Raw genomic sequence first — 23,728 nt, forward strand, 5'->3', positions numbered from 1 at the left:
CCGCTCACAGCAGTCCGGCCAGCTTGTAGAGCGCCAGCGAGCCGGCGACCGCGACGTTGAGGCTGGCGCCCGTGCCCACCATGGGGATCTCGACGGCGAGGTCGAGCAGGTCGAGTGCCTCCGGCGGGATCCCCTGCTGCTCGTGCCCCAGCACGACGACGGTGGTGCGCCGCGCGGCCGGCAGGTCCGCCAGCCGTACGGCCTCGTCGGCCAGTTCGACGCCGACGACGTGCGCCCCGCGGTCGCGCTGCCGCTGCAGCCAGCCCAGTGGGTCACCGGTCCAGTGGACGCAGGCCGGCCGCCGCAGGGTGTTGCCGCGGGCGAGCGCCTCCGGCACCCAGGGGAAGCGGGGGACGACCAGGCACGCGCCGACCGCGTCGCAGGTACGCAGCAGCGTCCCCAGGTTGGCGCCGTGCAGCGGCCACAGCGGCGCCGCGTACAGGTGGTCCCAGCAGCCGTGCGACCGCGGGCGGCGGTTGCGGCGCAGCTCGGCCGGGGTGCGGGTGCGTATCCTCCCCTTCGCGGCGGGGGGACCCCCGGCCATCAGAGGTAGAGGCCTCCGGAGGCGGAGGCCGGGGTCGTCTGGTGGGGGAGCGCGGTGCCGCCGGAGGAGGAGGCGGCGCGGCGCAGCGCGTACAGCTCGGCGAGCGTGGCGCCGTCCCTGCCGATGCCCTCGGACGTGCCGAGCCAGCCGGTCGCCTCGGCGCGGGTCAGCGGACCCACTTCGATCCGGGCCAGGCAGCGGCCGGGGCGGACCACCGCCGGGTGCAGCCGCTCCAGGTCCTCGTTGGTGGTGATACCGACCAGGACGTTGCGGCCCTGGCCGAGCAGACCGTCGGTGAGGTTGAGCAGCCGCGACAGCGCCTGGCCGGTCTGGTGCTTGGCCTGGCCGCGGATGAGCTCGTCGCAGTCCTCCAGAAGCAGCAGCCGCCAGCGGCCCGGTCCTTCGGCGTCGTCCTCGCCGATGGCGATCTCCATCAGGTAGCCGACGTCGTTGAAGAGCACCTCGGGGTCGAGGACGCAGTCCACCTGGCACCAGTCGCGCCAGGCACGGGCCAGCGTGCGCAGCGCGGAGGTCTTGCCGGTGCCCGGCGGCCCGTGCAGGAGCAGCAGCCGGCCGCTGACGTCGTCGGCGGTGAGCTTCATCAGCCCGTCCATGGCGTCGGCGACCGGCGCCGTGTAGTTGCCCCGCACGTCGTCCCAGGGGGCGGCGCTGATCTGCCGCGTGATGCGGTGCGGCCCGCGGCGCGGGGCGACGTACCAGAAACCCATGGTCACGTCGTCGGGCTGCGCTTCCGGCTGGTCCTCGGCGTCCTCGACGGCCTCGGCCAGGACGCGCTGCGCCAGTTCCTCGCTGACCGCCGTCACCGTCACGTCGGCCCGGCGGTGCCAGCGCGAGACGAGGATCGTCCAGCCCTCGCCCTCGGCGAGGGTCGCGCCGCGGTCCTTGTCCCGCGCGGAGCGCAGCACCGACCCGCCGCCCGGGACGAGCGTCAGCCCCGACTTGACCCGGTCGAGGGAGGCACCGCACGAGTAGGGCTGCTCGCCGGTGACGAAGCGGCTGAGGAACAGGGCGTCGACGGCGTCCGACGGCGAGTCGTCGTCGTTCATGCCGAGACGGATGGACAGGGCGCGATGCGGGGGCGTTGCGTCGGGCATGCCGCTCATGATCCGGCACAAGGTCCGCATTCGCACCGGGTTTTTGCGGAGTGGCGGAATCCCTCGGAACCCCTCGGAATCCCTGAACGGCCGGTGAAACCTGCCCGATCCGGGCATCACGGCGGTTACCGTGACGGGTGATGGGACGTCATGCGAACCTGCGTATGGGGTTGTTGCCGGGGGCGGGGCGGCGAGGGGTCACCGTGCTCCTGGGCATCGGTGTGGCCGCCCTGGTCCTCCTGCTGGCGATGTGCGGTCCCGGGGGCGGCGCGGGCAGTACCGCGCGCGGCGGCAACGGCGCGGGCGGCGCGGTGCACGCTCCCTCGGCCGCGCCCACCGGCAGGCCCACGACCGCGCTGGGTTTCGGGCTGACCCACACCGAGTACAGCGCGGACCACGGCGGCGGCACCGCCAAGCGGTCCGCGGAACGCCTGCTGTCGATGCGCCCGCTGCCGCAGAATCAGGCGATCATGGGCTGGGGCGCCGACAACCCCGAACCCTCGCCCGGGACGTACGACTTCGGGGAGCTCGACGACCGCGTCGACCTGATCCGCGCCAGCGGCGGCACGCCCGTCATCACCCTGTGCTGCGCCCCGGACTGGATGAAGGGCGGCAAGGCCGGGACGACGGACTGGTCACGGCTCGAGGTGGCCCCCGACCGCGCGCACCTCGACGACTTCGCCGCGCTCGCGGCCACCGTGGCCCGCCGCTACCCGGACGTACGGCACTTCATCGTCTGCAACGAGTTCAAGGGCTTCTGGAACGACGGACGGCAGCGCTGGGACTACGAGGGCTACACCCGGCGCCGCGCTTAGCCGGGCGGGCGGGTGCGGGGGCGGTGGCCGTTCGGCACCGGAGGCGGTCCGGCCCGGGACGCCCGGGAACCTCGCGGTCAGCCCACGTTGCGGATCAGCCACTCGTCCGGGTTGAAGGTGTCCCTCGCGGGGACGGGGGCCGTGGCCGGGGTCTCCACGAAGGTGTCCTCCGGGCGTATCCGGTCCGGGAGCTTCCCGAACCGGGCACGGCGGGACTGCGCGGCCTCGTCCTGCGCGGCCTCGCCGGGCTGCTGGTCATCGGTCATCGGGCCACCTCCTTCACTCCCGCCACGACAACGCGGAAGCCCGGACAGGTGTTCCCCCTGCGTGCCCCCCGCCGCTTCACCGGCCGCCACCACGACCCGGCTCAGCGGGTCGAGGGAGCGAAGAGCCCCGGCGAGCGCTGCCGCCGGGGCGGCCAGCAGGAAGAAGAAGGTGAAAGGTGCCCTGACGGGCGAGGTGATGTCCACCAGCGCGAGCACCGCGCCGACCCCGCCGACTCCCACGGCGGCGCCCGCCAGCAGGGGAAGTGATTCGTTGCCGATCGGGTGACCGGATGCGCCGTCCCTACGCGTTGGTTGCATTGGCGACTTTGCCCCCCAAAACGCCGGATGCAGAAGTTCAATGTCGCTCAATTCGGGCGCGGGCGTCAAGGAAGGGGCGAACAGAAGCAGCCGCCGTCCACGATGGGGTGACAGGCCCTCATGGTGCGCGTGGTGTCCGAACGGTGGTGCATGCGGCCGGAGTTGCCGTCGGCGTCCGGAGAGTTGTCCCGACTGTGGGAGCTGCTCTCGGGCTGAGGTGGCGTCACATTCGGCTCAGACGCCGCCGATCGTTCAACTGACAGGAATGTCCATGTCAAGAAATCTTGGCATGGACACTTCCCGAACGTGTTACTGCGCGGTACGAAAGATGCGGCAGAGATCCTGCTAAGGGAGGTTCCATGAGACTGTCCCGTTTCGTGTCAGCCGCATCCGCACTTCTCCTTACCGCCGCACTCGCCCTGCTCGGTTCCGGTTCCGCCCACGCCGCCGGCCCTGTCTACGCGGCCCTCGGCGACTCGTACTCCGCCGGAGTCGGGGCCGGCAGCTACGACAGCTCGAGCGGCAGCTGCTACCGCAGCAGCAGGGCGTTCCCCCGGCTGTGGGCGAACGCGCATAGCCCGTCCGGGTTCTCTTTCACCGCGTGTTCCGGAGCGACCACGGCCGACGTGCTCAACAACCAGCTCGGTCCGCTCAACTCCTCGACGACCCTGGTCAGTATCAGCATCGGCGGCAACGACGCCGGCTTCGCCGACGTGATGACCACCTGCGTCCTCAACTCCGACAGCACCTGTCTCAGCCGTATCAACCAGGCCAGGGACTTCGCCAACAACCAGCTGCCCGCGCGGCTCGACTCCGTCTACAACGCCATCAGCACCCGGTCCCCCTCGGCCCGTGTCGTCGTCCTCGGCTACCCGCGCTTCTACAAGCTGGGCACCACCTGCATCGGCCTCAGCGAGACCAAGCGCAGGGCCATCAACGACGCGGCCGACCTCCTCGACACCGTCACCGCCAAGCGCGCCGCCGACCACGGCTTCGCCTTCGCCGACGTCCGGGGCACCTTCACCGGGCACGAGCTCTGCTCGGGCTCGGCGTGGCTGCACAGCCTCACCCTCCCCATCTACGAGTCGTACCACCCCACCGCCTCCGGCCAGTCCGGCGGCTACCTGCCGGTGTTCACCTCCGCCGCGTGACCCGCGGCACGACGACGGTACGGAGCACCCGCACGACGTGAGACGAGGGGTGCCGGGCCACCGCCCGGCACCCCTCGCCCGTGCCGACGCGGCCTCAGGGCGTCGGAGCCGTCTCGTCGGAGAGGCTCGGCGACGGGCTAGGCGCCCGGCAGGTGACCGTGAACGGGACGTGCCCGGACTCCGTCCGCACCGGGCTGCGCACCTCCAGCGCGACCCAGCCCTCGATCGTGCCGTCCGGTTCGTAGGACGGCTCCGTGTACGGGACCGTGCGGCTCTTCGGGCCCCCCGCGGGGAAGTCGAGGGTCTGCCAGACGTGGTCGGAACCGCCCGCGCTCGACGTCCAGCGGTAGGAGACCGTCACCGGGGCGCGGTCGACCGTGACGACCGCCGAGAAGGACGGCGCCTGCTCGGCGGGCGGCGGACAGCTCCCGGTGTAGGTGTCGCGCACGGCCGACACCGTGACGTGGACGTTCACCCGCGCCGCAGTGCTGGGCGGCGCGGAGCTGTGCGGAGACCCCGAACCGCCCCCGGCCGTCGCCTCGTAACCGCTGGCGTCCGCGTCGCCGTCGTCGTCCTGCGAGGCGGTGGCGGACGGGGTACGGCCGCCGCCCTGGGTGTTCCCGGCGGTGGTGCCGCGGCCGGAACCGCCGGCCGGGTCGTCGTCGAGGAGGGCGTACGCCACGCCCCCGATGCCCAGGGCGAGGGCGAGCACTCCCGCCGCCATCGCCACCGCCGCGCGCCGCGGCCGCGCCCCGGAACCGTCCGTGGACGCGGCGCCGTAGCCGGTGCCCACGGGGGCCGTCGGCCCGAGCGGTGTCGAGGAGACGGGGGTCGAGGACACCGGAGCGGACCGGAACGGTGTGCCGTCCGGACCCGGCGGCAGCGGCACGGCGGCCTGGGTGGCGGCGTACGCCGTTCCGGCCCCGGGCGGGGTGCGCCCGGCGGCGAGGGCGTCCAGCCGTCGCTGCACCTCCTCGCCCGGGGGCCGGGCCGCCGGGTCCTTCTGCAGCAGACCCGTGATCACCGGGGCAAGGGCTCCCGCCCGGCGCGGCGCGGGCAGTTCCTCGTCCACCACCGCGCGCATCGTGCTCAACGCCGTCTCGCGGCGGAAGGGCGAACCGCCCTCCACCGCCACGTAGAGCAGCACCCCCAGCGACCACAGGTCCGACTCCGGTCCGGGGCGGCGGCCGAGGGCCCGCTCGGGGGCCAGGTACTCGGGCGAGCCGACCAGTTCGCCGGTGCGGGTGATCGCCGAGGAGCCCTCGATCACGGCGATGCCGAAGTCGGTGAGCACGACCCGGCCGTCGTTGCCGATCAGCACGTTGCCCGGCTTCACGTCGCGGTGCAGCACCCCCGCGGCATGGCCGGCGCGCAGCGCCTCCAGCACCCTGCCGCCGATCCCCGCGGCGCGGCGCGGTTCCATCGGGCCCTCCGCGTCGAGGACGTCGTCGAGCGTCACGCCCCGGACGAGCTCCATGACGATCCACGGGCTGCCCTCGGCCATGGCCACGTCGTACACCTTGATGACGTTGGGGTGCTCGACCCGGGCGGCCGCGATGCCCTCCTGCTGCAGCCGGGCGTACAGGCGCTCGACCTCCCGGTCCTCCAGCCCCGGCGGGGCCTTGACCTCCTTGACGGCCACCTCGCGGCCCAGCAGTTCGTCCCGGGCCAGCCACACCACACCCATGCCGCCCCGGCCCAGCTCGCTGATCAGCCGGTAGCGTCCCGCCACGAGCCGTGTCATCGGCGTGTCCCCCTTCGTGCCGCCCGCAGCCCAGCATGACCGAACTTCCTCCCGAACGGACCCTTTCGACGGAAAGCTCCCTCAACCGGCCATCGCCAGCGCCGCCCTGAGCACCAGGCCGCAGCCCAGCACCAGCACCACGGACGCCGTGGCCAGGGGCGCGAGCCGGCGCGCCGCCGTGAACAGCCCGCCGCGGACCCGCAGCGCCGACGCCTTCCCGGCCAGCCGCCCGAGTCGGACGACGGCGAAACCGGCGGCCGTGAGCGTGATCGCCAGACCCGCGCCGTACGCGAGGACCAGCAGGAAGCCGAACCAGGCCTGGCCCAGGGCCGCCGCGCCCACCAGGACGACGACCGCGGAGGGACTGGGGACGAGACCGCCCGCGAAGCCCAGCAGGATCGTGCCCCGCAGGGTGGGCCGCGGCTCGTGGGTGTGGGTGTGGGCGTGCACGCGGGGCCGCGGTGCGGGCCGTTCGGCGGTGAGGACGTCGCCGGGAGCGGCCTGTGCCGCCGTCCCGGGGGAGGGCGCGGGGTGGTGGTGCGGGTGTCCGTGGTGGTGAGGGCCGTGGCCGTGGTGATCGTCCTCGTGGCCGTGGCCGTGGCCGTGGCCGTGGCCGTGGCCGTGGCCGTGCCCGTGTGCTCGGCCCCGGAGCCGCCACGCGCGGCGGAGCAGCGCCGCTCCGGCCCCGGCGACCAGCACGCCGCTCGCGACGCCCAGCCAGCCGATGACCGAGGGTGCCGCGGCCGAGCCGGTCGTCACCAGCAGGCCGAGCGCGAACACCCCCAGAGTGTGGGTCACCGTCACCGACGCGCCCAGCGCGACCATGTCGCGACGCGACCGCCGCCCGCCCGCCGCGGCCGCGGCGGCCATCAGCGTCTTGCCGTGCCCGGGCGCGAGCGCGTGCATCGCGCCCAGCGCCAGCGCCGTCAGCAGCGCCAGGGCGGCGAAGCCCGGGGTGAGCGCGTGCCGCGACACCAGGTCGGTGAGGGCCCGCGTCCAGCGGTCCGCGCCGCGCGGCAGCACACCGGCGGTGGCGGGGGAGTCCTCCTCCGCCACCAGCGCGGGGCCGCCCTGGGTCAGCCGGAAGCCCGCCGCCCGTTCGTCGGCGGGGGAGGACAGCAGGTCCTTCGGGTACGCGGTGAGCCGCCGCGACACCGACTCCCCCGGCACATCGGCGCCGTGGAGGGTCACGCGGTCTGCGCGCGCGGTGATCTCCCGCCAGCCCGGCCCGGTGGCGACGTCCGCCGGACGGTACTCCAGGAACGCCGGCTCCCCGGACGGCAGCCGCGCCGTCATCCGGCACTCAACGCGCAGCGTCGTCAGCCCCGCCTGCCCCGGCCGTACGGCCGCCGTGGCCCTGCGTACCGCGACCGGTTCGCGTCGCCCGCCGACGGTCGCCCGCGCGCCCTTCGCGGCGGCGTCGCAGCGCTCCTTCGCCCAGTCCGCCAACTCGGCGCCGTCCGGCGCCCGGTCGCCGTCCCGGTCGATCGCGGGCAGGGCCTGCGCCGCGGGGATCTCGGCGAGGTCCTCGACGTGGTCGATCCGCAGCACGCCGGGGGCGGCGACCAGGCCGTCGTAGCGGTTGACGGTGAAGTTGCCCAGCGGATGCGCCTGCGCCTGCCCCGCGGGCAGCAGCGCGAGGGCCGCTCCCGCCGCTGCCGCGGCCGCCGCGGCCGCCGTCCTGCGCCGGATCATGACGGGTCTCCTTCGATGCGGGCCAGCGCGCGGCGGGCGGCGGGGGCCGCGGTGGGGGAGAAGCCGGGGTTGAGGCGGAGCGCCGCGGCCAGCGACGTCCTGGCCGCCTCGCGCTTCCCGAGGGCCGCCTCGATGACCCCGCGGTGGTAGAGGAAGGCCGCGTTGCGGTAGCCCGGGGCCGAGGAGCGCTCGGCGTACGCCAGGGCCTCGCGGTCGCGGCCGTTGACGTGCAGGGCCCAGGCGAGCGCGTCGGCGGTGTGGACGGTCCGCCGGCGCGACCATTCGGCCCGTGCCGCGCGCAGCGCCTCCGCAGGGTCGCCGTGGTCGGCCGCGACCAGTGCCGCGTCCAGGTCGGTGGCGACGCCGTTCGCTCCGGCGAGGGCGATCCAGGTGCCGGCCACCGCGTACTGCTGCTCCGCCCGCTCCTGCTGCCCCGTGGCCTCGTACAGCTCCCCCAGTTCGGCGAGTTGCGCGGGCAGCGGGTAGTGGTCGACGACCCGGCCCAGGTCGCGCAGGGCCTTCTCCCGGTCGCCGCGCGCCGCGTACGTACGGCCGCGGCCCTCGACCGCCGGCAGGTAGCCGGGGTCGGCCCGCAGGGCGGTGGCGAAGTGCCCCAGCGCGGCCGGGTACCGGCCCTGGCTCCAGGCGAGCTGGCCCAGCGCCGTGGCGACGTAGGCGGTGTCGCCGGGGGTCGCGGCGGAGTCCAGGGCGCGGGTCAGGATGCTGCGGGCGCCGGCCGGGTCGCCGCGCAGTTCGTGGACGTAGGCGAGGCGGGTGAAGACCGGGATGCCCGGGCGCACCGCGTCGGCGTGCTCGGCGGCGCGCAGCGCCTCGTCGTAACGGCCCAGTTCGACCAGGGCGTCGACCCGGACGGCGAGGGCGCGCTCTCCGTACGGGTTGACCTTCAGCGCCCGGTCCGCCTCGGTGAGCGCGGTGCGGAAGTCGTGGCGGGCGGCGGCGAGCGCGGCACGCCCGGCGTGCGCCGCATCGTTGCCGCGCGGGGAGATCCGCAGCGAGCGGCTGAACGCCGCCTGCGCCTGCGGGTAGCGGGTCGGGTCGCCGCTGGTCCTGGCCTGCTCGACGTAGGCGGCGCCGAGCGCGGCCCACCCCGCGGCGTCCTTCGGCTGGGCCCGCAGATGCGTCTGCAGGGCCGCGATGCCGCCCGCGAGGTCGCCCTCGGCGAGGCGGTCCAGGGGGGCGTCGGCGGCGGGCGCCGCGGCCCGCGCGGTGTCCCGCGGGGCGGAGGACCCGCCGAGGACCAGTGCGCCCGCGGTGAACGCCAGCGCGAGGCCCAGTACCAGGGCGGCGTACAGGGCGGCGGCGCGCAGTCGGCCCGGGGCCGGTACGTCCATGGCTGCTGCCTTTCGGGATGATGGAGTGGAGCCCGGCCGGGGCGCTCGCGGTGCGCCCCGGCCGGGTGCCGTGCGGTGTGCTTCCTGCGGTGCCGGTGGCCGGTGACCGGTGGCTGGTGACCGGTGACCGGTGGCCGGTGGCCGGTGGCTCAGGCCCGGCCGTGCGCCCCGCGGCCGGCGGGGCGGCGGCGCGTCCGCCACCACAGCAGCGCCGCACCGATCAGCAGCACGCCCGCGCCGCCGGATGCCGCGGAGGCGATCAGCACGGTGTCGTCGTCACCGCCGCCCGGGAGCAGGCCGCCCGCGTTGAGCTGCGTGACGCCGTCGGTCTGCGCCGATTCGTTGGCCGGCTCGGCCAGCGGGCCGTCCGAGCCGGAGGCCGGCAGGGCCACGTACGGGAAGCTCGCGCCGAAGGTCCGGTCGTTGGCGTCGACGGCGTCGCCCAGGTCGTTCTTCGACCCGACCAGTTCGCCCTCCACCACCTGCAGCGCGATGTCGACGACGTCGTCGCCCAGCCTGCGGCCGTTGGGGAAGCCCGCGGTGTCGCCGTCCAGGACGCCGAGCCGCTTGGGCTTGGCGGCCGGCGGCACGGCCGTGTTGAGTCGCAGCATCTCCGACGGGCGCACGCGCGGAGGCTGGTTGAGCTTGGGCACGCCTGTCAGGAAGACCTGGACGAGGTCGTTGCGCGGGGTGGCCGGGGCCTTGATCTTGTAGATGTCCTCGATGAGTTTCGGCAGTTCGGGGTGCGTCACGTTCTTGAGGAACTGGCCGTCGTTCCAGGGCGAGGACGCGTTGAACCGGTCCTTGTCCCTGATCGGGTTGACCACCTCGTTCACCAGCGGCATGCCGAGGCGGGAGACCTGTGCCCAGTCGCCGTTCGCGGTCCGCCGCTGCGTGGTGGACCAGATGCCGACGACCGGCTGCTTGGCCGACTGGCGGATCGAGGCCGTCGGGACCTGCAGGGCTATGGTGTTGACGTTGTAGCCCTTGAGCGTGTCGTCGCCGACCTCGGAGAGGTTGCCGCCGTAGAGCAGGTCGAAGACCCGCAGGTCCAGGAAGAACGGGTCGTCGGCCTGGCCGGCGAAGGCCGTGGTGCCGCGGCCGACGTGCCTGACGGCCTGCTGGCGCAGCACGTTGTAGTCGGGCATCGACGCCTTGCCGACGTTCGACGGCGCGACCGGTACGTCGTTCGCGACCTTGTAGCGGCCGGTGACCTGCTGGTCGTGCAGCCGGAACAGATCGATGTCGTAGGTCTGGCGGAAGTTCAGGTCCGGATCGTCGAGGCTGGTGACCGGGCCGGTGTTGTACAGGAAGGTCTTCTTGTTGCGGAAGTGGTCCTGGAACGTCCACCGGTAGAGGTAGTCGCCCTGCGCGTCGCCGTCGCTGTCGATGTGGATGTCGTACTGGGCATCGTCGGCGAACTTGTAGAAGTTCGGGCCGCCGGCCGGGTCCTCGAACGGGATCCAGTTCGCCACCAGGGTGGTGGTGTCCGGGCGGTCGGGGCTGACGAACGCGTAGACGTCCGTGGTGTCGTACTGCGGCTGCCCCGAGATCAGCGGTGCCTCCCGGTGGCTGGACGCCTGTGCCGTCCCCGGCTCCAGTACCGTGGCGCCCACGGCGGCGAGTCCCCCCGCGGCCACTGCGCCCACGGCCAGCAGGGCGATCGTGCGCGATCGCCCGAAGCGGGCCCTGAGCCTGTTCCTGCTGTGTGCGGTCATCGCGTCGGTCCTTCGCGAGTCTGGCCCCTCCCCCTTGGAAGAGGTCCTGCGTGGGTTCTTCGGGGCCGTGCTGAGGGCGGATTGGCGGACCGGGGTGAATTTGTGTCACGGGGTTGTAACGTGATATAGGCCCGGCCGGACGGTGCGCGCACCGCGGAGGGAAGCGGGGCGACCCATGAGAGGTTCCGTGCACGAACTGGCCGCGGCGTACGTGCTCGACACCCTCGCACCGCGGGAACTGCGCCGATTCGAACGGCATCTGATGCGCTGCGACGCGTGCGCGGACCGGGTGCGGCGACTGGCCGGGGACACCGTGCGGCTCGGTGCCGGGGCTCCAGCCGTGCCGGCGCCGCCTCCGATGCCGCCGCCCGCGCTGGTGCCGCTGACGGAGGGCGGTGCGCCGGACGACCGGGACGGCCCGGGGGTCCCCGCCGGCGAGGACGCTCCCGACGATCCGGCCCCGGGCCGGTGGTGGAGGCGGACCCGGCGCCGGCCAACCGCGACGCGCCTGGCCGCGGCGGGCGCCGGGGCGGCCCTGCCTGCCTGGCGCGGTGCCGGGTGCCCTGCTGCTGCGGACCACCGCGCAACTGGACCGGGAACGCGGGGACGCGCGCGCGGTGAACGAGGTGCTGACGGCCGCCGACGCCCGCCCCGTCTTCTCCAGCGACGACCACGGGCGGGGGGTGACCGCCGTGGTGTCACGGCGGATGCGCCGCGCCGTGGTGACGGTGCACGGGCTGCCGCCGCTGGAGGGCCGCGACGTCTACCAGTTGTGGCTGGTGAGCGAGCGCCCGACGTCCTTCCGCTCCCTCAAAGTGCTGGGCCCCGATCCGGCGGCGGACGGCACGTCCGGGCCGGTCGTGACCGGCGGGCTGGACGAGTGGTCGTACGCCTTCACCGTCACGGTTGAGCCGACTGGCGGATCCCCCGTGCCGAGCTCGGACGCCGTGGTCCAACTTCCCCTGCTCGCACTGGGGATCGGCTCGTGACGTCAACCCCCTTGACGGGAAGGTGAATCCGGGAACGCGAATGCATAGGTGACGCCGCAGGACGATAGGGTTACCCTGCCCGGTGCCGGGTGCCCTCGAACGGGTGGGGAGTGTCATGGATCAGATAGCAATGCGGAGCAGGCCGCGAGTGCCTGCTGTCACGTGCGGGAGCAGCGCGTCCAGTGCGCGTCTCGACCGTCATCTCTCGGTGCTGGCCGGGCCCGCCGCGCCGCAGCGGGAGGCGGAGGAGGCCACGCTGTTGATGCGCGAGCTGACCTCGCGCGACCACGTGCGCGCGAACGCCAGCCGCGGGGCGCGTGTGTCGCTGTTCGCGCCGCTGCGGCGGCTGCGCCGTTCGCTCTTCGGCAGCCGCGGCTGACCGGAGGCGTTCTCGGCGTTCCCTCAGCGGACAGGCTCGGGCGCAGTACACCGTCCCGGCACCGCGCTGCGACATGCGGCGCGTCGGTGTACTGCGTCCGGGCCTGTTGTCATGTCGACTTGTGGTCACAGCAGGACGAACTGCCCGTCCGGCCCCTCCTCGTGGTGGTCCAGCACGGAGGCCGGACGGCGCGCCGTCCCCGGCACCGGCAGGACGTGCGCGGCGCGCAGCTCGGCGGCCCCTATGCGCGGTCCCGCCGCGACCCGGGCGGCGAGCGCGCGGCGTGACGGCCGCAGCTCCGCCAGCAGGGCCAGCACACTGATCAGCTCCAGCAGTTCGGTCGTCCTCGCCCGGGGCCAGGCGGCGGGCCGGATCGCGTCGAGGCCCTCCGCCGCCCCGTCGGGGATCCGCCGCTCGAACCAGGTCTCCAGCACCCGCGTCCCCGCGGCGTGGAACTCCCACACCGCCTCCGGCACCGGCGACACCCGCCCGCTCCCCAGCACCAGCGCCTCGTCCTCCGGGTCGTACGACGGCGCCTCCCGCGGCACGTCGGGGAACGCCGCCCGGACGTAGGGGCGCCGCCCGCCCGGCAGCCGGGGGTGCCCGGCGGGGCGGTCCCGCGCCGGATCGGTGAAGCGGGCGCCCCGGGTGTGCAGCCACAGCATCCTGCGGCCCAGCGCGACGCCCTCCGCCCACACCTCCGGATCGGCGGTGAGCGGGACCTCGGCGGGCGAGCCGGTGGCGAGCGCGGCGATCCAGGCCAGCACGTCCTCCGCGGCGACCGGGGTGTCCAGCCGCTCGGCGAGGCGGGCCAGCAGGCCCGGCGCGAGGTTGGGGTCCGCGCCGCCGGGGCGGCGGAACAGCGGCCGGATCCGGCCCGGCCGGCCGGCGGGGGAGTGGCCGTCGGGGAGCAGTGCGGAGAAGGCCAGGGGCGGACCCGGGACCTGCGGCAGGCGCGCGAGTTCCACCGCGTAGATCTGCCGGTCCTCGTCGGCGACCCGCCACAGCTCGGGGCGGGCGGCGTCGATCAGCCGCTGGTCGGGGATGAGCCACTGCTCGTCGTACGGGCCGTGCAGCACCCGCACCGGCTCCGCGACCGGGCCGTCCTCCCGCTGCAGCCGGGTGGTGGGCGCCGGGTGTCCCGGCAGCTGGGCGACGGCCGTGTGCGGGGTGCGCGCCCGGGTGGGGTGGAACAACCGCTCGCGCTCGGCGCCCCCGGCTTTCACCAGCCGGTCCCAGCGCGCGGCGAGGGTGGAGGCCTCGGGGGCCATCACCCAGCCCCGCCCCAGGCGCAGGGGCGGGACGGACCACGGCATCAGGTCGGCCAGCGTCGGCGCTTCATCGCTCACTGTGAGCATGCTACTGAGGCCCTCAGGGCGCCTCCATGGTCACGGTGAAGGAGAAGCGGTCGCCCCGGTAGTGGATGCGCACGACGTCCACCGTGCGGCCGGTGTCGTCGTAGGTCACCCCCGTGTAGTGCAGGATCGGGCTGAGCAGGGGCACCTGCAGCAGGCGGGCGGTGTCCGGGTCGGCCAGCCGCGCCTCGACGGTGTCGGTGATGCGGCTGATCCTCACGCCCAGGGCGTCCCGGAGCACCTTCGTCATCGGCCAGCGCGCCAGGTCCGCCAGGTCGATCCGCGCGGCCAGCTCCGGCAGGACGAAGTTCTCCGCCCAGTTGGTCGGCTCCCCCGACTCGTCGCAGCGCAGCCGGCGGTAGGCGACGGTGTCCGCCCGCCCGGGGAAGTACTCGGCGAACTCCGGCGGCACGGGCGCCGGGCCGTGACCGAGCACGCTGGTGCGGTCCCCGGACTGCTGGGCGACGATCGCGTCGACCGAGCCCAGCAGCCGCACCGGCGCCCCGCGCAGCGCGGTGGGTTCGATGAACGTGCCCCGCCGCCGGTGACGGCGGATCAGCCCCTCCTCCTCCAGCTCCTTCAGCGCCTGCCGCATCGTGAGCACGCTGACGCCGTAGTGCCCCGCCAGCGCGTCCTCGGTCGGCAGTCGCAGCGGAGCGTCCGGACGCCGGCCGAGTATCGAGGCGCGCAGGGACTGCGAGACCTGGTACCACAGGGGGAGCTTGCGGTTCAGGACCAGCGAGTCGGGGGCGAAGGTGCTGCTCGGGCTCGTCGTCATGGCCTGAAGTGTCGCTCCAGCCCCCGCCACACGCCGTCGTAGTCCCGCTGCAGATGCTCTGCCCCCAGCGCCTCCGGGGTCGCCACCACCGGCCAGCGCGTCTCGAACATGAAGGCCAGCCCGTCGTCCACCTTCTGGGGGACCAGCTCGGCCGCGCTCGCCCGGTCGAAGGTCGTGCGGTCCGGGCCGTGCGCCGACATCATGTTGTGGAGCGAGGCCCCGCCGGGGACGAAGCCCTCCGCCTTGGCGTCGTACGCGCCCTCGATCAGCCCCATGAACTCGCTCATCACGTTCCGGTGGAAGTACGGAGGGCGGAAGGTGTCCTCGCCGACCAGCCAGCGCGGCGCGAAGACCACGAAGTCGGCGTTGGCCAGCCCGGGGGTGTCGGAGGGCGAGGTCAGCACGGTGTAGATCGACGGGTCCGGGTGGTCGTAGCTCACGCTGCCCAGCACATTGAAGCGCCGCAGGTCGTACACGTACGGCACCAGGTTGCCGTGCCAGCCGACGACGTCCAGGGGGGAGTGGCCGTACTCGGCGGCCCACAGGTTGCCGCCGAACTTGTTCACCACCTCCACCGGCTCCTCGCGGTCCTCGTACGCCGCCACCGGTGCCATGAAGTCCCGCGCGTTGGCGAGGCCGTTGGCGCCGATCGGGCCGAGGTCGGGCAGCCGGAAGGGCTGGCCGTAGTTCTCGCAGACGTAGCCGCGCGCCTCGCCGTCCGGCAGCTCGACGCGGAAGCGCACCCCGCGCGGGACCAGCGCCACGTGGCCCGGCCCGGCGGCCAGGACGCCGAACTCGGTGCGCAGCAGCAGCCGGCCGCGCTCCGGCACGATCAGCAGCTCGCCGTCGGAGGAGGAGAACACCCGGTCGTCCATGGAGCGGTTGGCCGCGTACCAGTGGATGCCGATGCCCTCGCGGCGCAGCACGTCACCGTTGCCGCCGACGGTGACCAGGCCGTCCACGAAGTCGGCCGGCTCCTGCGGCAGCGGCAGCGGGCTCCAGCGCAGCCGGTTGGGATCGGGCTCGGCCTGCGTGAAGGGGGCGCTGCGCAGCCGCCCGCCGGCGATCCGGCGGAACGGCGGGTGGGCCGCCGAGGGGCGGATGCGGTACAGCCACGAGCGGCGGTTGTGATGCCGCGGCTCGGTGAAGGCGGTGCCGCTGAGCTGCTCCGCGTACAGGCCGAGCGGGGCGCGCTGCGGTGAGTTGCGGCCGGCCGGGACCGCTCCGGGGACCGCCTCGCTCGTGTGCTCGTTGCCGAAGCCGGAGAGGTAGGCGAGGTCCTTGCCGTCCGGGATGTCGGTGCTGGTGATCTCTGTGCTGGTGATCTCTGTGCTGGTCACGATTCCTATGGTTGTCCATAGGAATCAACCCCGCAAGGGACCGGCCGGTCCCTGTGGAAAACCGGCATGATGGACCTCGTGCACAGCAGCGGCAACGGTCTCCGGCGCGTCCCCGTCCAGCAGCGCAGCGCCGAACGCTTCGCCAGGATCCTCGACGCGGCCGCGGCGATCCTCGACGAGGGCGGTTACGAGGAGCTGACCACGCGCGAGGTGGCCGCCCGCGCGGGCGTGCCGATCGGCTCGGTCTACCGCTTCTTCTCCAACAAGCGCGCCATGGCCGACGCCCTCGCCCGCCGCAACCTCGACACGTACCTCGCCGCGGTCACGGACCGCCTCGACGCCCTCGACGCCCTCGGCGCGGACCGGGGCGCCGCCGGCGGCTGGCGCCGGCTGATCGACGTCGTCGTCGACCAGTACGTCGCCATGCGGCGCACCGTGCCGGGCTTCGCCCTCGTCAGCTTCGCCGGCCCCGCCCCCGGCCCGGCGGTGAACGACCTGGCCAACCACATCGTCGCCGACCGGCTGCGCGCCCTGCTCATCGCCCCGCTCGGCTCCGCCGGCGTGTCCGTGACCGACGACCGGCGGCTGCGGACCGCCTTCGTGGTGGGCGTGGAGGCAGCCGACGCGCTGCTCAAGATGGCCTTCCGCGCCGACCCGCAGGGCGAGGCCGCGCTCATCGCCGAGACGAAGGTGCTGCTCCGCGCCTACCTCGCGGGTGTTCTGGAGCCATAGGCCGCGGGCCCCGTCCCCGCAAGTGCTACCCCGACATGCATACCGGTCGGTATGGTGACCGCACACGAGGAAGCGCCCTGCCCCGGGAGGCCCGATGGCCAGCAGTCGTACCGCCCTGCGTATCTGTCCGCTGTGCGAGGCCACGTGCGGACTGACCCTGACCATCGACGCGGACCGGGTCACCGGCGCCCGCGGCGACCGCGACGACGTCTTCAGCGCGGGGTTCATCTGCCCCAAGGGCGCCGCCTTCGGCCAGGTCGACGGGGACCCCGACCGGCTCACCCGCCCGCTCGTGCGTCGCGACGGCGTGCTCGCCGAGGCGACCTGGGCCGAGGCGTACGCCGCCGTCGCCGACGGCGCGGCCCGCGTCCGCGCGGCCCACGGCGCCGCGGCGACCGGCGTCTACCTGGGCAACCCCAACGTGCACACCATCGCGGGCGGCCTCTACCCGCCGGTGATCATCCGCGCACTCGGCACCCGCGCGCTGTTCTCGGCCAGCACCCTGGACCAGATGCCCAAGCAGGCGGCGTGCGGCCACCTCTACGGCGACGCGCTCGCCGTCCCCGTTCCCGACCTGGACCGCACCGACCACCTGGTCGTCATCGGCGGCAACCCCCTGGTGTCCAACGGCAGCCTCGCCACCGCCGCCGACTTCCCCGGCAGGCTCAAGGCGCTGCGCCGCCGCGGCGGCAGACTCACCGTCATCGACCCCAAGCGCACCCGCACCGCCGAACTCGCCGACCTCCACATCGCCCCGCGCCCCGGCACCGACGCCGCGCTGCTCTTCGCCGTCGTCCACGTGCTCTTCGACGAGGGACTCACCGGGCTCGGCCACCTCGAAGGGCACGTCACCGGCGTCGACGAGGTCCGGGCACTGGCCCGCGACTTCACCCCCGAGGCCGTCGCCGCCCACTGCGACGTCCCCGCCGAGCGGATCCGCACCCTCGCCCGCGACCTGGCCGCCGCCCCCAGCGCCGCCGTCTACGGTCGCCTGGGCAGCACCGCCGTACGCTTCGGCACCCTCGCCAGCTGGCTGATCGACGTCCTCAACATCCTCACCGGCAACCTCGACCGGCCCGGCGGCGCGATGTTCCCGCTGCCGGCCACCGCACGCGCCCCCCGCCCGGCCGGGCCGGGCCGCGGCTTCACCACCGGCCGCTGGCACAGCCGGGTCTCCGGCCACCCCGAGGTCGCCTCCGAACTGCCCGCCGCCGCCCTCGCGGAGGAGATCGACACCCCCGGCGAAGGACGGATCCGCGCCCTGGTCACCATCGCCGGCAACCCCGTGCTGTCCGCCCCCGACGGAGCCCGTCTCGACCGCGCCCTGGCGGGGCTGGACTTCATGGTCAGCGTGGACCCCTACCTCAACGAGACGACCCGCCACGCGGACGTCGTCCTGCCGCCGCCCCCGCCCTCCCGCGGCGCGCACTACGACTTCGCGTTCGCCAACTTCTCCGTGCGCAACAACGCCCGCTACAGCCCGCCCGCGATCCCCCTGGAGGACGGCCGCCCCGGCGAACCGGAGATCCTCGCCCGGCTCGCCCTCCTCCTCGGCGGGTTCGGACCGGACGCCGACCCCGCGCTCGTCGACGAGCAGGCCGTCAGCCACCGCCTGGCCAAGGAGACCGCCGACCCGCACTCCGCGGCCCACGGCCGCGACCCCGCCGAACTGGCCGCCGCGCTCACCGGGGAGACCGGATACGAGCGGCGGCTCGACATGATGCTGCGGCTCGGCCCGTACGGCGACGGCTTCGGCGCCGACCCCGGCGGCCTCACCCTGCGCCGCCTCCTCGACCGCCCCCACGGCATCGACCTCGGCCCGCTGCGCCCGCGCGTCCCCGAGGTGCTGCGCACCGCCTCCGGGACGATCGAGCTGGCCCCCGCGGCGCTCACCGCCGACGTACCCCGGCTGCTGGCGGCGGTCACCGCCCCCTCCGGGGCCGGGCTGGTCCTCATCGGCCGCCGCCACCTGCGTTCCAACAACAGCTGGATGCACAACGTGCCCGCGCTCACCGGCGGGAGCAACCGCTGCACCCTCCAGGTGCACCCCGAGGACGCCACCCGCCTCGGCCTCGTCGACGCGGCCCCCGCGCGGATCAAGGGCGACGGCGGCGAGATCGAGGCCCCGGTCGAGGTCACGGAAGCGGTGCGGCCGGGCGTGGTGAGCCTGCCGCACGGCTGGGGCCACGACCGCGCGGGCACCCGGCTGACGGTCGCGGCCCGCGAACCGGGGGCCAATCTCAACCAGTTGCTCGACGGCACGCTGCTCGACCCCCTGTCGGGCACCGCGGTCCTGAACGGATTCCCCGTCCAGGTCACCCCGGCGTGATCCACCGCACGGGGTACCGCTCTGGAAACGAAAAACTATCGGCGCTAGTTTGGGCGTTCCACGGCAGGTCCGCCCGGGAGGACAAGGGATGAAGCCGCACGACGGGATGTACATCGACGGCGACTGGCGGCCCGCCGCCGGCACGGGGACGATCGACGTCGTCAACCCCGCGGACGAGCAGGTGTTCGCCACCGTGCCCGCCGGCACCGCCGACGACGTCGACACCGCCGTCCGCGCCGCCCGCGCGGCCTTCCGCGGCTGGGCGGCCACCCCGCCCGCGGAGCGGGCCGCCCGTATCGCCGCGCTGCGCGACGTCCTCGCGGCCCGCAGCGAGGAGATCGCCGAGACCGTCACCGCCGAACTGGGCGCGCCGCTGGCCTTCAGCCGGGCCGTCCACGCGGGGCTCCCGATCGCGGTCGCGGGCTCGTACGCCGAACTCGCCGCCACCCACCCCTTCGAGGAGCGGATCGGCAACTCCACCGTCCTCCACGAGCCCGTCGGCGTGGTCGGCGCGATCACCCCCTGGAACTACCCGCTGCACCAGATCGTGGCCAAGGTCGCCCCCGCGCTGGCCGCCGGCTGCACGGTCGTGCTCAAGCCCGCCGAGGACACCCCGCTGGTCGCCCAGCTCTTCGCCGAGGCCGTCCACGAAGCGGGCCTGCCCGCGGGCGTGTTCAACCTCGTCACCGGTCTCGGCCCGGTCGCCGGGCAGGCACTCGCCGCCCACGAGGGCGTCGACCTGGTCTCCTTCACCGGCTCCACCGCCGTCGGCCGGCAGATCGCCGCGACCGCGGGCGCCGCCGTCAAGCGGGTCGCCCTGGAACTCGGCGGCAAGTCCGCCAACGTCATCCTCCCCGGCGCGGACCTCGCCAAGGCCGTGGGCGTCGGTGTCGCCAACGTCATGTCCAACACCGGGCAGACGTGCAGCGCCTGGACCCGCATGCTCGTCCACCGGGACGTGTACGAGGAGGCCGTGGACCTCGCCGTGACGGCCGCCGCCAAGTACGTGCCGGGCGAGCGCATCGGCCCCGTCGTCAACGCCAGGCAGCACGAGCGCGTGCGCGGCTACATCGCCAAGGGCGTCGAGGAGGGCGCCCGGCTCGTCGCCGGCGGCACCGACGTGCCGCGGACGCGCGGCTACTGGGTCAGCCCCACCGTCTTCGCCGACGTCACCCCGCGGATGACGATCGCCCAGGAGGAGATCTTCGGTCCCGTCCTGTCGATCCTGGCGTACGAGGACGAGGAGGACGCGCTGCGCATCGCCAACGGCACCGTCTACGGCCTCGCCGGGGCGGTCTGGGCGGGCGACGACGCCGCGGCCGTCGCCTTCGCCCGCCGCATGGACACCGGCCAGGTCGACATCAACGGCGGCCGCTTCAACCCGCTGGCGCCCTTCGGCGGCTACAAGCAGTCCGGGGTCGGACGCGAGCTCGGCCCGCACGGCCTCGCCGAGTACCTCCAGACCAAGTCCCTCCAGTTCTGACCGGTTCCGCTGGTTCTGACAGCCCTGAGCGCAGGAGAAAACACCGTGGTCCGCGCCGCCGTACTGCCCGCCGTCAACGCGCCCCTCACCCTCACCGAGATCGACCTGCCCGAACCCGGGCCGGGCCAGGTGCGGGTCAGGCTCGCCGCGGCCGGGGTCTGCCACTCCGACCTGTCCCTGTCCAACGGGACGCTCCGGCAGCCGGTACCCGCCGTCCTAGGGCACGAGGGCGCCGGCACGGTCGTGTCCGTGGGCGAGGGCGTCACGGGCGTGGCCCCCGGCGACCGCGTCGTCCTCAACTGGGCACCCTCCTGCGGCACCTGCCACTACTGCGGGCTCGGCGAGCCCTGGCTGTGCGCCGGCGCGGGCGCGGCGGCGGGCGTGCCCTACGCCAGGCTCGCGGGCGGCGGCACCGAGCTCTACCCGGGTCTCGGCACGGCCGCGTTCGCCGAGGAGACCGTGGTCGCGGCGGGCGCCGTCCTGCCGCTCCCGGACGGGGTCCCCCTGATCGAGGCCGCGCTCCTGGGGTGCGCCGTGCTCACCGGGTACGGGGCGGTCCACCACAGCGCCGGGGTGCGCCCCGGGGAGTCCGTCGCCGTCTTCGGCGTCGGGGGCGTCGGCCTCGCCGTCCTCCAGTCCGCCCGCATCGCGGGGGCGGGCGCCGTCCTGGCCGTCGACGTCTCCCCGGAGAAGGAGGCCCTGGCGCGGGCCGCGGGCGCCACGGAGTTCCTCCTCGCGGGGGAGGACGTCGCGAAGCGCATCCGCGCGCTGACCGGCGGGCACGGGGCGGACGTCGCCGTCGAGTGCGTCGGGCGCGCCGAGACGATCCGCGCCGCGTGGTCCTCGACGCGGCGCGGCGGCCGGACGACGGTGGTGGGCATCGGCGGGAAGGGCGACCTGGTCTCCTTCTCGGCGCTGGAGCTCTTCCACTTCGGCCGGACGCTGTCGGGGTGCGTGTACGGCAACAGCGACCCCGCGCGTGACCTGCCGGTGCTGGCGGAGCACGTGCGGGCCGGGCGGCTCGACCTGTCGGCGATGGTCACGGGGCGGATCGGGCTGGAGGGAATCCCCGGGGCGTTCGAGGCGATGCAGGAAGGAAGGGGCGGGCGGGCGCTGGTCGTCTTCTGAGCGGGTCGTCGCGGTGCGCGGCGCCGCAGGTGCGTACTTCCTCATGCGGTGCTGTCCTCTTCCCGGGAGGAGACGGGGATCAGTTGGTGCACGTCGTGCGCTCGGCCGCGGCATCCAGCCGGTACGGCAGGTCCTTGTCGCGGAAGGGGGCGCGGTGCTCCTGGGCGGCCTTCGCGTTGTAGGCGTTGACCGACTCGATCCGCGCGGCCCTCAGCGCGGTGATCGACTGGTCGATCTGCGTCGTGCGAACCTCCGAAGCGGCCTTGCGCTCCTCCTGGAGCGCCTGGATCGTCCCCTCGGCGTTCTGTACGGCCTCGCACAGGTCGAAGAACTCCTCGTACGTGGCCTGCCGGAACACGCCGGAACCGACGGTGTTCCCGCGCTCTTCCGCCTCGCCGCGGAAGGGGGCGGTGATCCACCCCGCGCCGCCGAAGGCGAACACCCCGATCACGTACAGCACCGCCGGGCCGATGACCCCGCCGACGGCCCAGGTCCCCAACCGTGCCCCCTCGCGCACCCGTCCCATCACCATCCCCCTTCGCACGTGGTCTCCGCGGCGTGGAACCACGTGTGAAGGAGGGCACGGGCCCCGGTGAAACGGTTCCGCCGCCACGTCAAGCCCCGCCCACCGGGCACGGATTGACGGTGGGGCGGCTGCGCATCGGCCGGGAAACTGCCATAGGGTTCGGCGCGGACCGGCTCGCTCGGTCATTTGCGTTGCAGAAGAGTTCAATTCAGGTCAGAACAGGTCGCAGTCGGGCGGTCGCCCGACAGGCACGTGCAGGGGAGCACAGCGTGAGTCTCATCAAGAAGGCATTCGAAGTCATCGAGAAGGGCTTCGACGCGGGCGGCGACGCCATCCACGACTTCACCGTCAACCGCCGCACGGCCGAGCTCTTCCTGAAGCTGGGTGTCGCGGTCTACGCGGAGCAGCGCCTCGGCGGCTCGCACGAGCCGGTGGAGAAGATGTTCGAGGCCCTGGAGGGCCACGTCGCCGAGAACGGCGAGGTGGAGCTCGACCACCTCAAGGAGGCCCGCGAGGTCCTGGGCGAGGCGTTCGTGGCCAAGCACACCGCGGAGATCGAGGCGGAGGAGGCCGCCGAGGCCAAGGCCGTCGAGGAGGCCAAGGCCGCCGCTGCCGCCGCGGCCGCCGTTGTGACTCCTGCCGCTCCCGTGGCCGCTCCCGTGGCGGCTCCCGTGGTCGCGCCCGCGCCTCCCGTCGCGGCTCCCGCGGTTCCGGCGCAGGCTCCCGCGGCCCCGGTCGAGGCCGCCGCCCCGGCCGCCCCGGTCGAGGCCGCCGTCCCGGCCCCCGTCGCCCCGGCGGAGGCCCCGGCCCCGGTTCCCGCTCCCGTCGCCCCGGCGGAGTCCACCACCGCGGGCTGACCCACGCGCGAAAGGCCCGGCGCGTCGACATGTCGACGCGCCGGGCCTTTCGCGTGCGGAGCGGCCGCCGGGAGCTCACGGCACTGCTCGGCGAGGTCGCGCCGGTGGTGCGCCCACCGCCGCCCGCGCGTGTCGGGCCGCTGGATGCCGGATCATGACGCGAAGGGGGTCGCGCGGCTTGCTTGAGGGAGTCTCCGTACCCGGGCCGCTCAGGCCCATCACCCGAGGGGAACTCCCATGATCCTGACCCGCCGCCTCTTCGCGGCCGATGGCACCGGGACGTAGGCGACGCTGCAGTACACCGACGACATGAGTCAGGACGGCTCCGGTGGCCGGATCCTGACCCGCGACGGGGACCCGGGCGGCGGTGACCGCGACGGTGACGGCTACGGCGGTGACCGGCGCACGCATGTGAACTGTGAGCCGTGAAGTGTGAGTTCCGGACCTCAGCGGCCGGTGCCCAGCGCGGTGAACTGCACGGCGAGCCCGTCGACGAGGGCGCGCAGGCCCGTCTCGAAGGCGCCCTCGTCCACCTGTTGCTGCCGTTCCGCGAGCAGGTGGGCCTGGCCGAGGTGCGGGTAGTCCGCCGGGTCGTACGCCGAGGGGTCGTCGACGAAGCCCCGCGCGAAGGAGCCCAGGGCGGACCCGGCCACGAAGTAGCGCATGAGCGCGCCGACGCGGGTGGCGTGGGCCGGGGGCCAGCCGGCGGCGGTCATGCCGCCGAAGACCGCGTCGGCCATGCGCAGGCCTGCCGGACGGCGCCCGGGGCCCTGGGCGAGGAACGGGACGATGTGCGGGTGGGCCGCGAGAGCGGCACGGTAGGAGCGGGCCCAGGCGACGAGGGCGTCGCGCCAGTCGCGGCCGTCGTCGAACACGGTCAGGTCGACCTCGTTGATGACGGCGTCGGCGACCGCGTCCAGGATGTCGTCCTTGGTCGTGAAGTGGTTGTAGAGGCTCGGCCCGCTGACGCCGAGTTCGGCGGCGAGGCGGCGGGTGGAGACGGCCTGCAGTCCCTCCGCGTCCACGAGCACGAGCGCCGTGGCGACGATGCGTTCGCGGCTGAGCAGGGGCTTGCGGGGACGGGCCATGCGGCACATAGTAGAGGCTGCCCACG

21 protein-coding genes and 1 pseudogene are annotated in these 23,728 nt (G+C 74.3%); 10 read left to right on the forward strand and 12 right to left on the reverse strand.

Annotation, left to right across the window (positions count from 1 at the left end):
- Positions 1-4: 4 nt before the first annotated feature.
- Together B085_RS0112790 and B085_RS0112795 are read right to left on the reverse strand one after the other, a co-directional pair.
- Positions 5-544: a TrmH family RNA methyltransferase gene (locus B085_RS0112790; protein ID WP_018558959.1), complete on the reverse strand. Its 540-nt coding sequence runs from the start codon at positions 542-544 to the stop codon at positions 5-7.
- Positions 544-1,659, reverse strand: a complete 1,116-nt coding sequence (locus B085_RS0112795; RefSeq protein WP_018558960.1) for a DUF5925 domain-containing protein — start codon at positions 1,657-1,659, stop codon at positions 544-546. The genes B085_RS0112790 and B085_RS0112795 overlap by 1 nt, the downstream gene beginning before the upstream one ends.
- 140 nt (positions 1,660-1,799) lie before the next feature.
- Here B085_RS0112795 and B085_RS42200 point away from each other — a divergent pair, with 140 nt between their 5' ends.
- Positions 1,800-2,474 (forward strand): hypothetical protein, encoded by a 675-nt coding sequence (locus tag B085_RS42200; RefSeq protein WP_199789197.1) that lies wholly within the window; start codon positions 1,800-1,802, stop codon positions 2,472-2,474.
- A 77-nt stretch (positions 2,475-2,551) separates the two neighbouring features.
- Here the strand turns inward: B085_RS42200 and B085_RS51635 are convergent, their stop codons facing one another.
- Positions 2,552-3,058, reverse strand: coding sequence for a hypothetical protein (locus tag B085_RS51635; RefSeq protein ID WP_324603863.1), 507 nt, complete (start codon positions 3,056-3,058; stop codon positions 2,552-2,554).
- Between the two features lie 359 nt (positions 3,059-3,417).
- Between B085_RS51635 and B085_RS0112810 the strand changes: the two genes are divergently transcribed.
- Entirely contained in the window at positions 3,418-4,209 is a 792-nt protein-coding gene (locus tag B085_RS0112810; protein WP_018558963.1) for an SGNH/GDSL hydrolase family protein, read from the forward strand.
- Positions 4,210-4,303: 94 nt separating this feature from the next.
- On the opposite strand, the gene B085_RS0112815 is transcribed toward B085_RS0112810, so the two are convergent.
- The 4 genes from B085_RS0112815 to B085_RS0112830 all read right to left on the reverse strand — a co-directional run bounded on the left by B085_RS0112815 (position 4,304) and on the right by B085_RS0112830 (position 10,718).
- Positions 4,304-5,953: a serine/threonine-protein kinase gene (locus B085_RS0112815; RefSeq protein WP_018558964.1), complete on the reverse strand. Its 1,650-nt coding sequence runs from the start codon at positions 5,951-5,953 to the stop codon at positions 4,304-4,306.
- An 81-nt stretch (positions 5,954-6,034) separates the two neighbouring features.
- Positions 6,035-7,648, reverse strand: coding sequence for a hypothetical protein (locus tag B085_RS0112820; RefSeq protein ID WP_018558965.1), 1,614 nt, complete (start codon positions 7,646-7,648; stop codon positions 6,035-6,037).
- Complete coding sequence (locus tag B085_RS0112825; RefSeq protein ID WP_018558966.1) at positions 7,645-9,000, reverse strand: tetratricopeptide repeat protein; 1,356 nt, start codon at positions 8,998-9,000, stop codon at positions 7,645-7,647. The genes B085_RS0112820 and B085_RS0112825 overlap by 4 nt, the downstream gene beginning before the upstream one ends.
- Positions 9,001-9,149: 149 nt before the next feature.
- Positions 9,150-10,718 carry a DUF4331 domain-containing protein gene (locus B085_RS0112830; RefSeq protein WP_018558967.1) on the reverse strand — a complete coding sequence of 523 codons (1,569 nt, stop codon included), beginning with the start codon at positions 10,716-10,718 and terminating at the stop codon, positions 9,150-9,152.
- A 175-nt stretch (positions 10,719-10,893) separates the two neighbouring features.
- On the opposite strand from B085_RS0112830, the pseudogene B085_RS51880 reads away from it, so the two are divergent.
- The 3 genes and pseudogenes from B085_RS51880 to B085_RS0112840 all read left to right on the forward strand — a co-directional run.
- A pseudogene (locus tag B085_RS51880) lies at positions 10,894-10,989 on the forward strand (zf-HC2 domain-containing protein); the annotation flags it as partial.
- 280 nt (positions 10,990-11,269) lie between these two features.
- Positions 11,270-11,707 carry an anti-sigma factor gene (locus B085_RS0112835; protein ID WP_018558968.1) on the forward strand — a complete coding sequence of 146 codons (438 nt, stop codon included), beginning with the start codon at positions 11,270-11,272 and terminating at the stop codon, positions 11,705-11,707.
- 115 nt (positions 11,708-11,822) lie between these two features.
- Positions 11,823-12,086, forward strand: coding sequence for a hypothetical protein (locus B085_RS0112840; protein ID WP_026250983.1), 264 nt, complete (start codon positions 11,823-11,825; stop codon positions 12,084-12,086).
- A 125-nt stretch (positions 12,087-12,211) separates the two neighbouring features.
- Here the strand turns inward: B085_RS0112840 and B085_RS0112845 are convergent, their stop codons facing one another.
- Genes B085_RS0112845 through hmgA form a run of 3 tightly spaced genes read right to left on the reverse strand, consistent with a single transcriptional unit; the run spans position 12,212 to position 15,529 of the window.
- The gene (locus B085_RS0112845) at positions 12,212-13,444 is read right to left on the reverse strand and encodes a type ISP restriction/modification enzyme (RefSeq protein WP_026250984.1); all 1,233 of its coding nucleotides are present in this window, start codon (positions 13,442-13,444) and stop codon (positions 12,212-12,214) included.
- A gap of 13 nt (positions 13,445-13,457) precedes the next feature.
- The gene (locus B085_RS0112850; RefSeq protein ID WP_018558971.1) at positions 13,458-14,219 is read right to left on the reverse strand and encodes a GntR family transcriptional regulator; all 762 of its coding nucleotides are present in this window, start codon (positions 14,217-14,219) and stop codon (positions 13,458-13,460) included.
- A complete protein-coding gene (hmgA, locus tag B085_RS0112855) occupies positions 14,216-15,529 on the reverse strand; it encodes a homogentisate 1,2-dioxygenase (RefSeq protein ID WP_026250985.1) in 1,314 nt (437 codons plus the stop codon). The genes B085_RS0112850 and hmgA overlap by 4 nt, the downstream gene beginning before the upstream one ends.
- Positions 15,530-15,625: 96 nt before the next feature.
- Between hmgA and B085_RS0112860 the strand changes: the two genes are divergently transcribed.
- The 4 genes from B085_RS0112860 (at position 15,626) to B085_RS0112875 (ending at position 21,231) form a co-directional block, all read left to right on the forward strand.
- Positions 15,626-16,291 (forward strand): TetR family transcriptional regulator, encoded by a 666-nt coding sequence (locus B085_RS0112860; protein WP_018558973.1) that lies wholly within the window; start codon positions 15,626-15,628, stop codon positions 16,289-16,291.
- Positions 16,292-16,385: 94 nt separating this feature from the next.
- Positions 16,386-18,620, forward strand: a complete 2,235-nt coding sequence (locus tag B085_RS0112865; protein WP_018558974.1) for a molybdopterin-dependent oxidoreductase — start codon at positions 16,386-16,388, stop codon at positions 18,618-18,620.
- A gap of 88 nt (positions 18,621-18,708) precedes the next feature.
- On the forward strand, positions 18,709-20,103 hold the full coding sequence (locus B085_RS0112870; protein ID WP_018558975.1) for an aldehyde dehydrogenase family protein: 1,395 nt from the start codon (positions 18,709-18,711) through the stop codon (positions 20,101-20,103).
- Between the two features lie 45 nt (positions 20,104-20,148).
- Positions 20,149-21,231, forward strand: a complete 1,083-nt coding sequence (locus B085_RS0112875; protein ID WP_018558976.1) for a zinc-binding dehydrogenase — start codon at positions 20,149-20,151, stop codon at positions 21,229-21,231.
- Positions 21,232-21,310: 79 nt separating this feature from the next.
- Here the strand turns inward: B085_RS0112875 and B085_RS0112880 are convergent, their stop codons facing one another.
- Positions 21,311-21,763 carry a hypothetical protein gene (locus tag B085_RS0112880; RefSeq protein ID WP_018558977.1) on the reverse strand — a complete coding sequence of 151 codons (453 nt, stop codon included), beginning with the start codon at positions 21,761-21,763 and terminating at the stop codon, positions 21,311-21,313.
- 263 nt (positions 21,764-22,026) lie between these two features.
- Here B085_RS0112880 and B085_RS50000 point away from each other — a divergent pair, with 263 nt between their 5' ends.
- The gene (locus B085_RS50000) at positions 22,027-22,614 is read left to right on the forward strand and encodes a hypothetical protein (protein ID WP_026250987.1); all 588 of its coding nucleotides are present in this window, start codon (positions 22,027-22,029) and stop codon (positions 22,612-22,614) included.
- Positions 22,615-23,060: 446 nt separating this feature from the next.
- Here B085_RS50000 and B085_RS0112895 read toward each other — a convergent pair whose 3' ends face one another.
- Positions 23,061-23,702, reverse strand: coding sequence for a TetR/AcrR family transcriptional regulator (locus B085_RS0112895; RefSeq protein ID WP_018558979.1), 642 nt, complete (start codon positions 23,700-23,702; stop codon positions 23,061-23,063).
- Between the last annotated feature and the right edge of the window lie 26 nt (positions 23,703-23,728).

The organism is Streptomyces sp. BoleA5 (genome assembly GCF_000373665.1).
Classification (GTDB): Bacteria; Actinomycetota; Actinomycetes; order Streptomycetales; family Streptomycetaceae; genus Actinacidiphila.

What these genes read in the sequence shown, in the direction of transcription:
- B085_RS0112870 (WP_018558975.1), top strand. Translation starts at nt 18,709, where the DNA reads ATGAAGCCGCACGACGGGATGTACATCGACGGCGACTGGCGGCCCGCC.
- B085_RS0112880 (WP_018558977.1), bottom strand. Translation starts at nt 21,763, where the DNA reads ATGGTGATGGGACGGGTGCGCGAGGGGGCACGGTTGGGGACCTGGGCC.
- B085_RS0112790 (WP_018558959.1), bottom strand. Translation starts at nt 544, where the DNA reads ATGGCCGGGGGTCCCCCCGCCGCGAAGGGGAGGATACGCACCCGCACC.
- B085_RS0112830 (WP_018558967.1), bottom strand. Translation starts at nt 10,718, where the DNA reads ATGACCGCACACAGCAGGAACAGGCTCAGGGCCCGCTTCGGGCGATCG.
- B085_RS0112795 (WP_018558960.1), bottom strand. Translation starts at nt 1,659, where the DNA reads ATGCCCGACGCAACGCCCCCGCATCGCGCCCTGTCCATCCGTCTCGGC.
- B085_RS0112860 (WP_018558973.1), top strand. Translation starts at nt 15,626, where the DNA reads ATGATGGACCTCGTGCACAGCAGCGGCAACGGTCTCCGGCGCGTCCCC.
- B085_RS51635 (WP_324603863.1), bottom strand. Translation starts at nt 3,058, where the DNA reads ATGCAACCAACGCGTAGGGACGGCGCATCCGGTCACCCGATCGGCAAC.
- B085_RS0112840 (WP_026250983.1), top strand. Translation starts at nt 11,823, where the DNA reads ATGGATCAGATAGCAATGCGGAGCAGGCCGCGAGTGCCTGCTGTCACG.
- B085_RS0112895 (WP_018558979.1), bottom strand. Translation starts at nt 23,702, where the DNA reads ATGGCCCGTCCCCGCAAGCCCCTGCTCAGCCGCGAACGCATCGTCGCC.
- B085_RS0112825 (WP_018558966.1), bottom strand. Translation starts at nt 9,000, where the DNA reads ATGGACGTACCGGCCCCGGGCCGACTGCGCGCCGCCGCCCTGTACGCC.
- B085_RS0112850 (WP_018558971.1), bottom strand. Translation starts at nt 14,219, where the DNA reads ATGACGACGAGCCCGAGCAGCACCTTCGCCCCCGACTCGCTGGTCCTG.
- B085_RS42200 (WP_199789197.1), top strand. Translation starts at nt 1,800, where the DNA reads ATGGGACGTCATGCGAACCTGCGTATGGGGTTGTTGCCGGGGGCGGGG.
- B085_RS0112865 (WP_018558974.1), top strand. Translation starts at nt 16,386, where the DNA reads ATGGCCAGCAGTCGTACCGCCCTGCGTATCTGTCCGCTGTGCGAGGCC.
- B085_RS0112810 (WP_018558963.1), top strand. Translation starts at nt 3,418, where the DNA reads ATGAGACTGTCCCGTTTCGTGTCAGCCGCATCCGCACTTCTCCTTACC.
- B085_RS0112845 (WP_026250984.1), bottom strand. Translation starts at nt 13,444, where the DNA reads ATGCTCACAGTGAGCGATGAAGCGCCGACGCTGGCCGACCTGATGCCG.
- B085_RS0112820 (WP_018558965.1), bottom strand. Translation starts at nt 7,648, where the DNA reads ATGATCCGGCGCAGGACGGCGGCCGCGGCGGCCGCGGCAGCGGCGGGA.
- B085_RS0112815 (WP_018558964.1), bottom strand. Translation starts at nt 5,953, where the DNA reads ATGACACGGCTCGTGGCGGGACGCTACCGGCTGATCAGCGAGCTGGGC.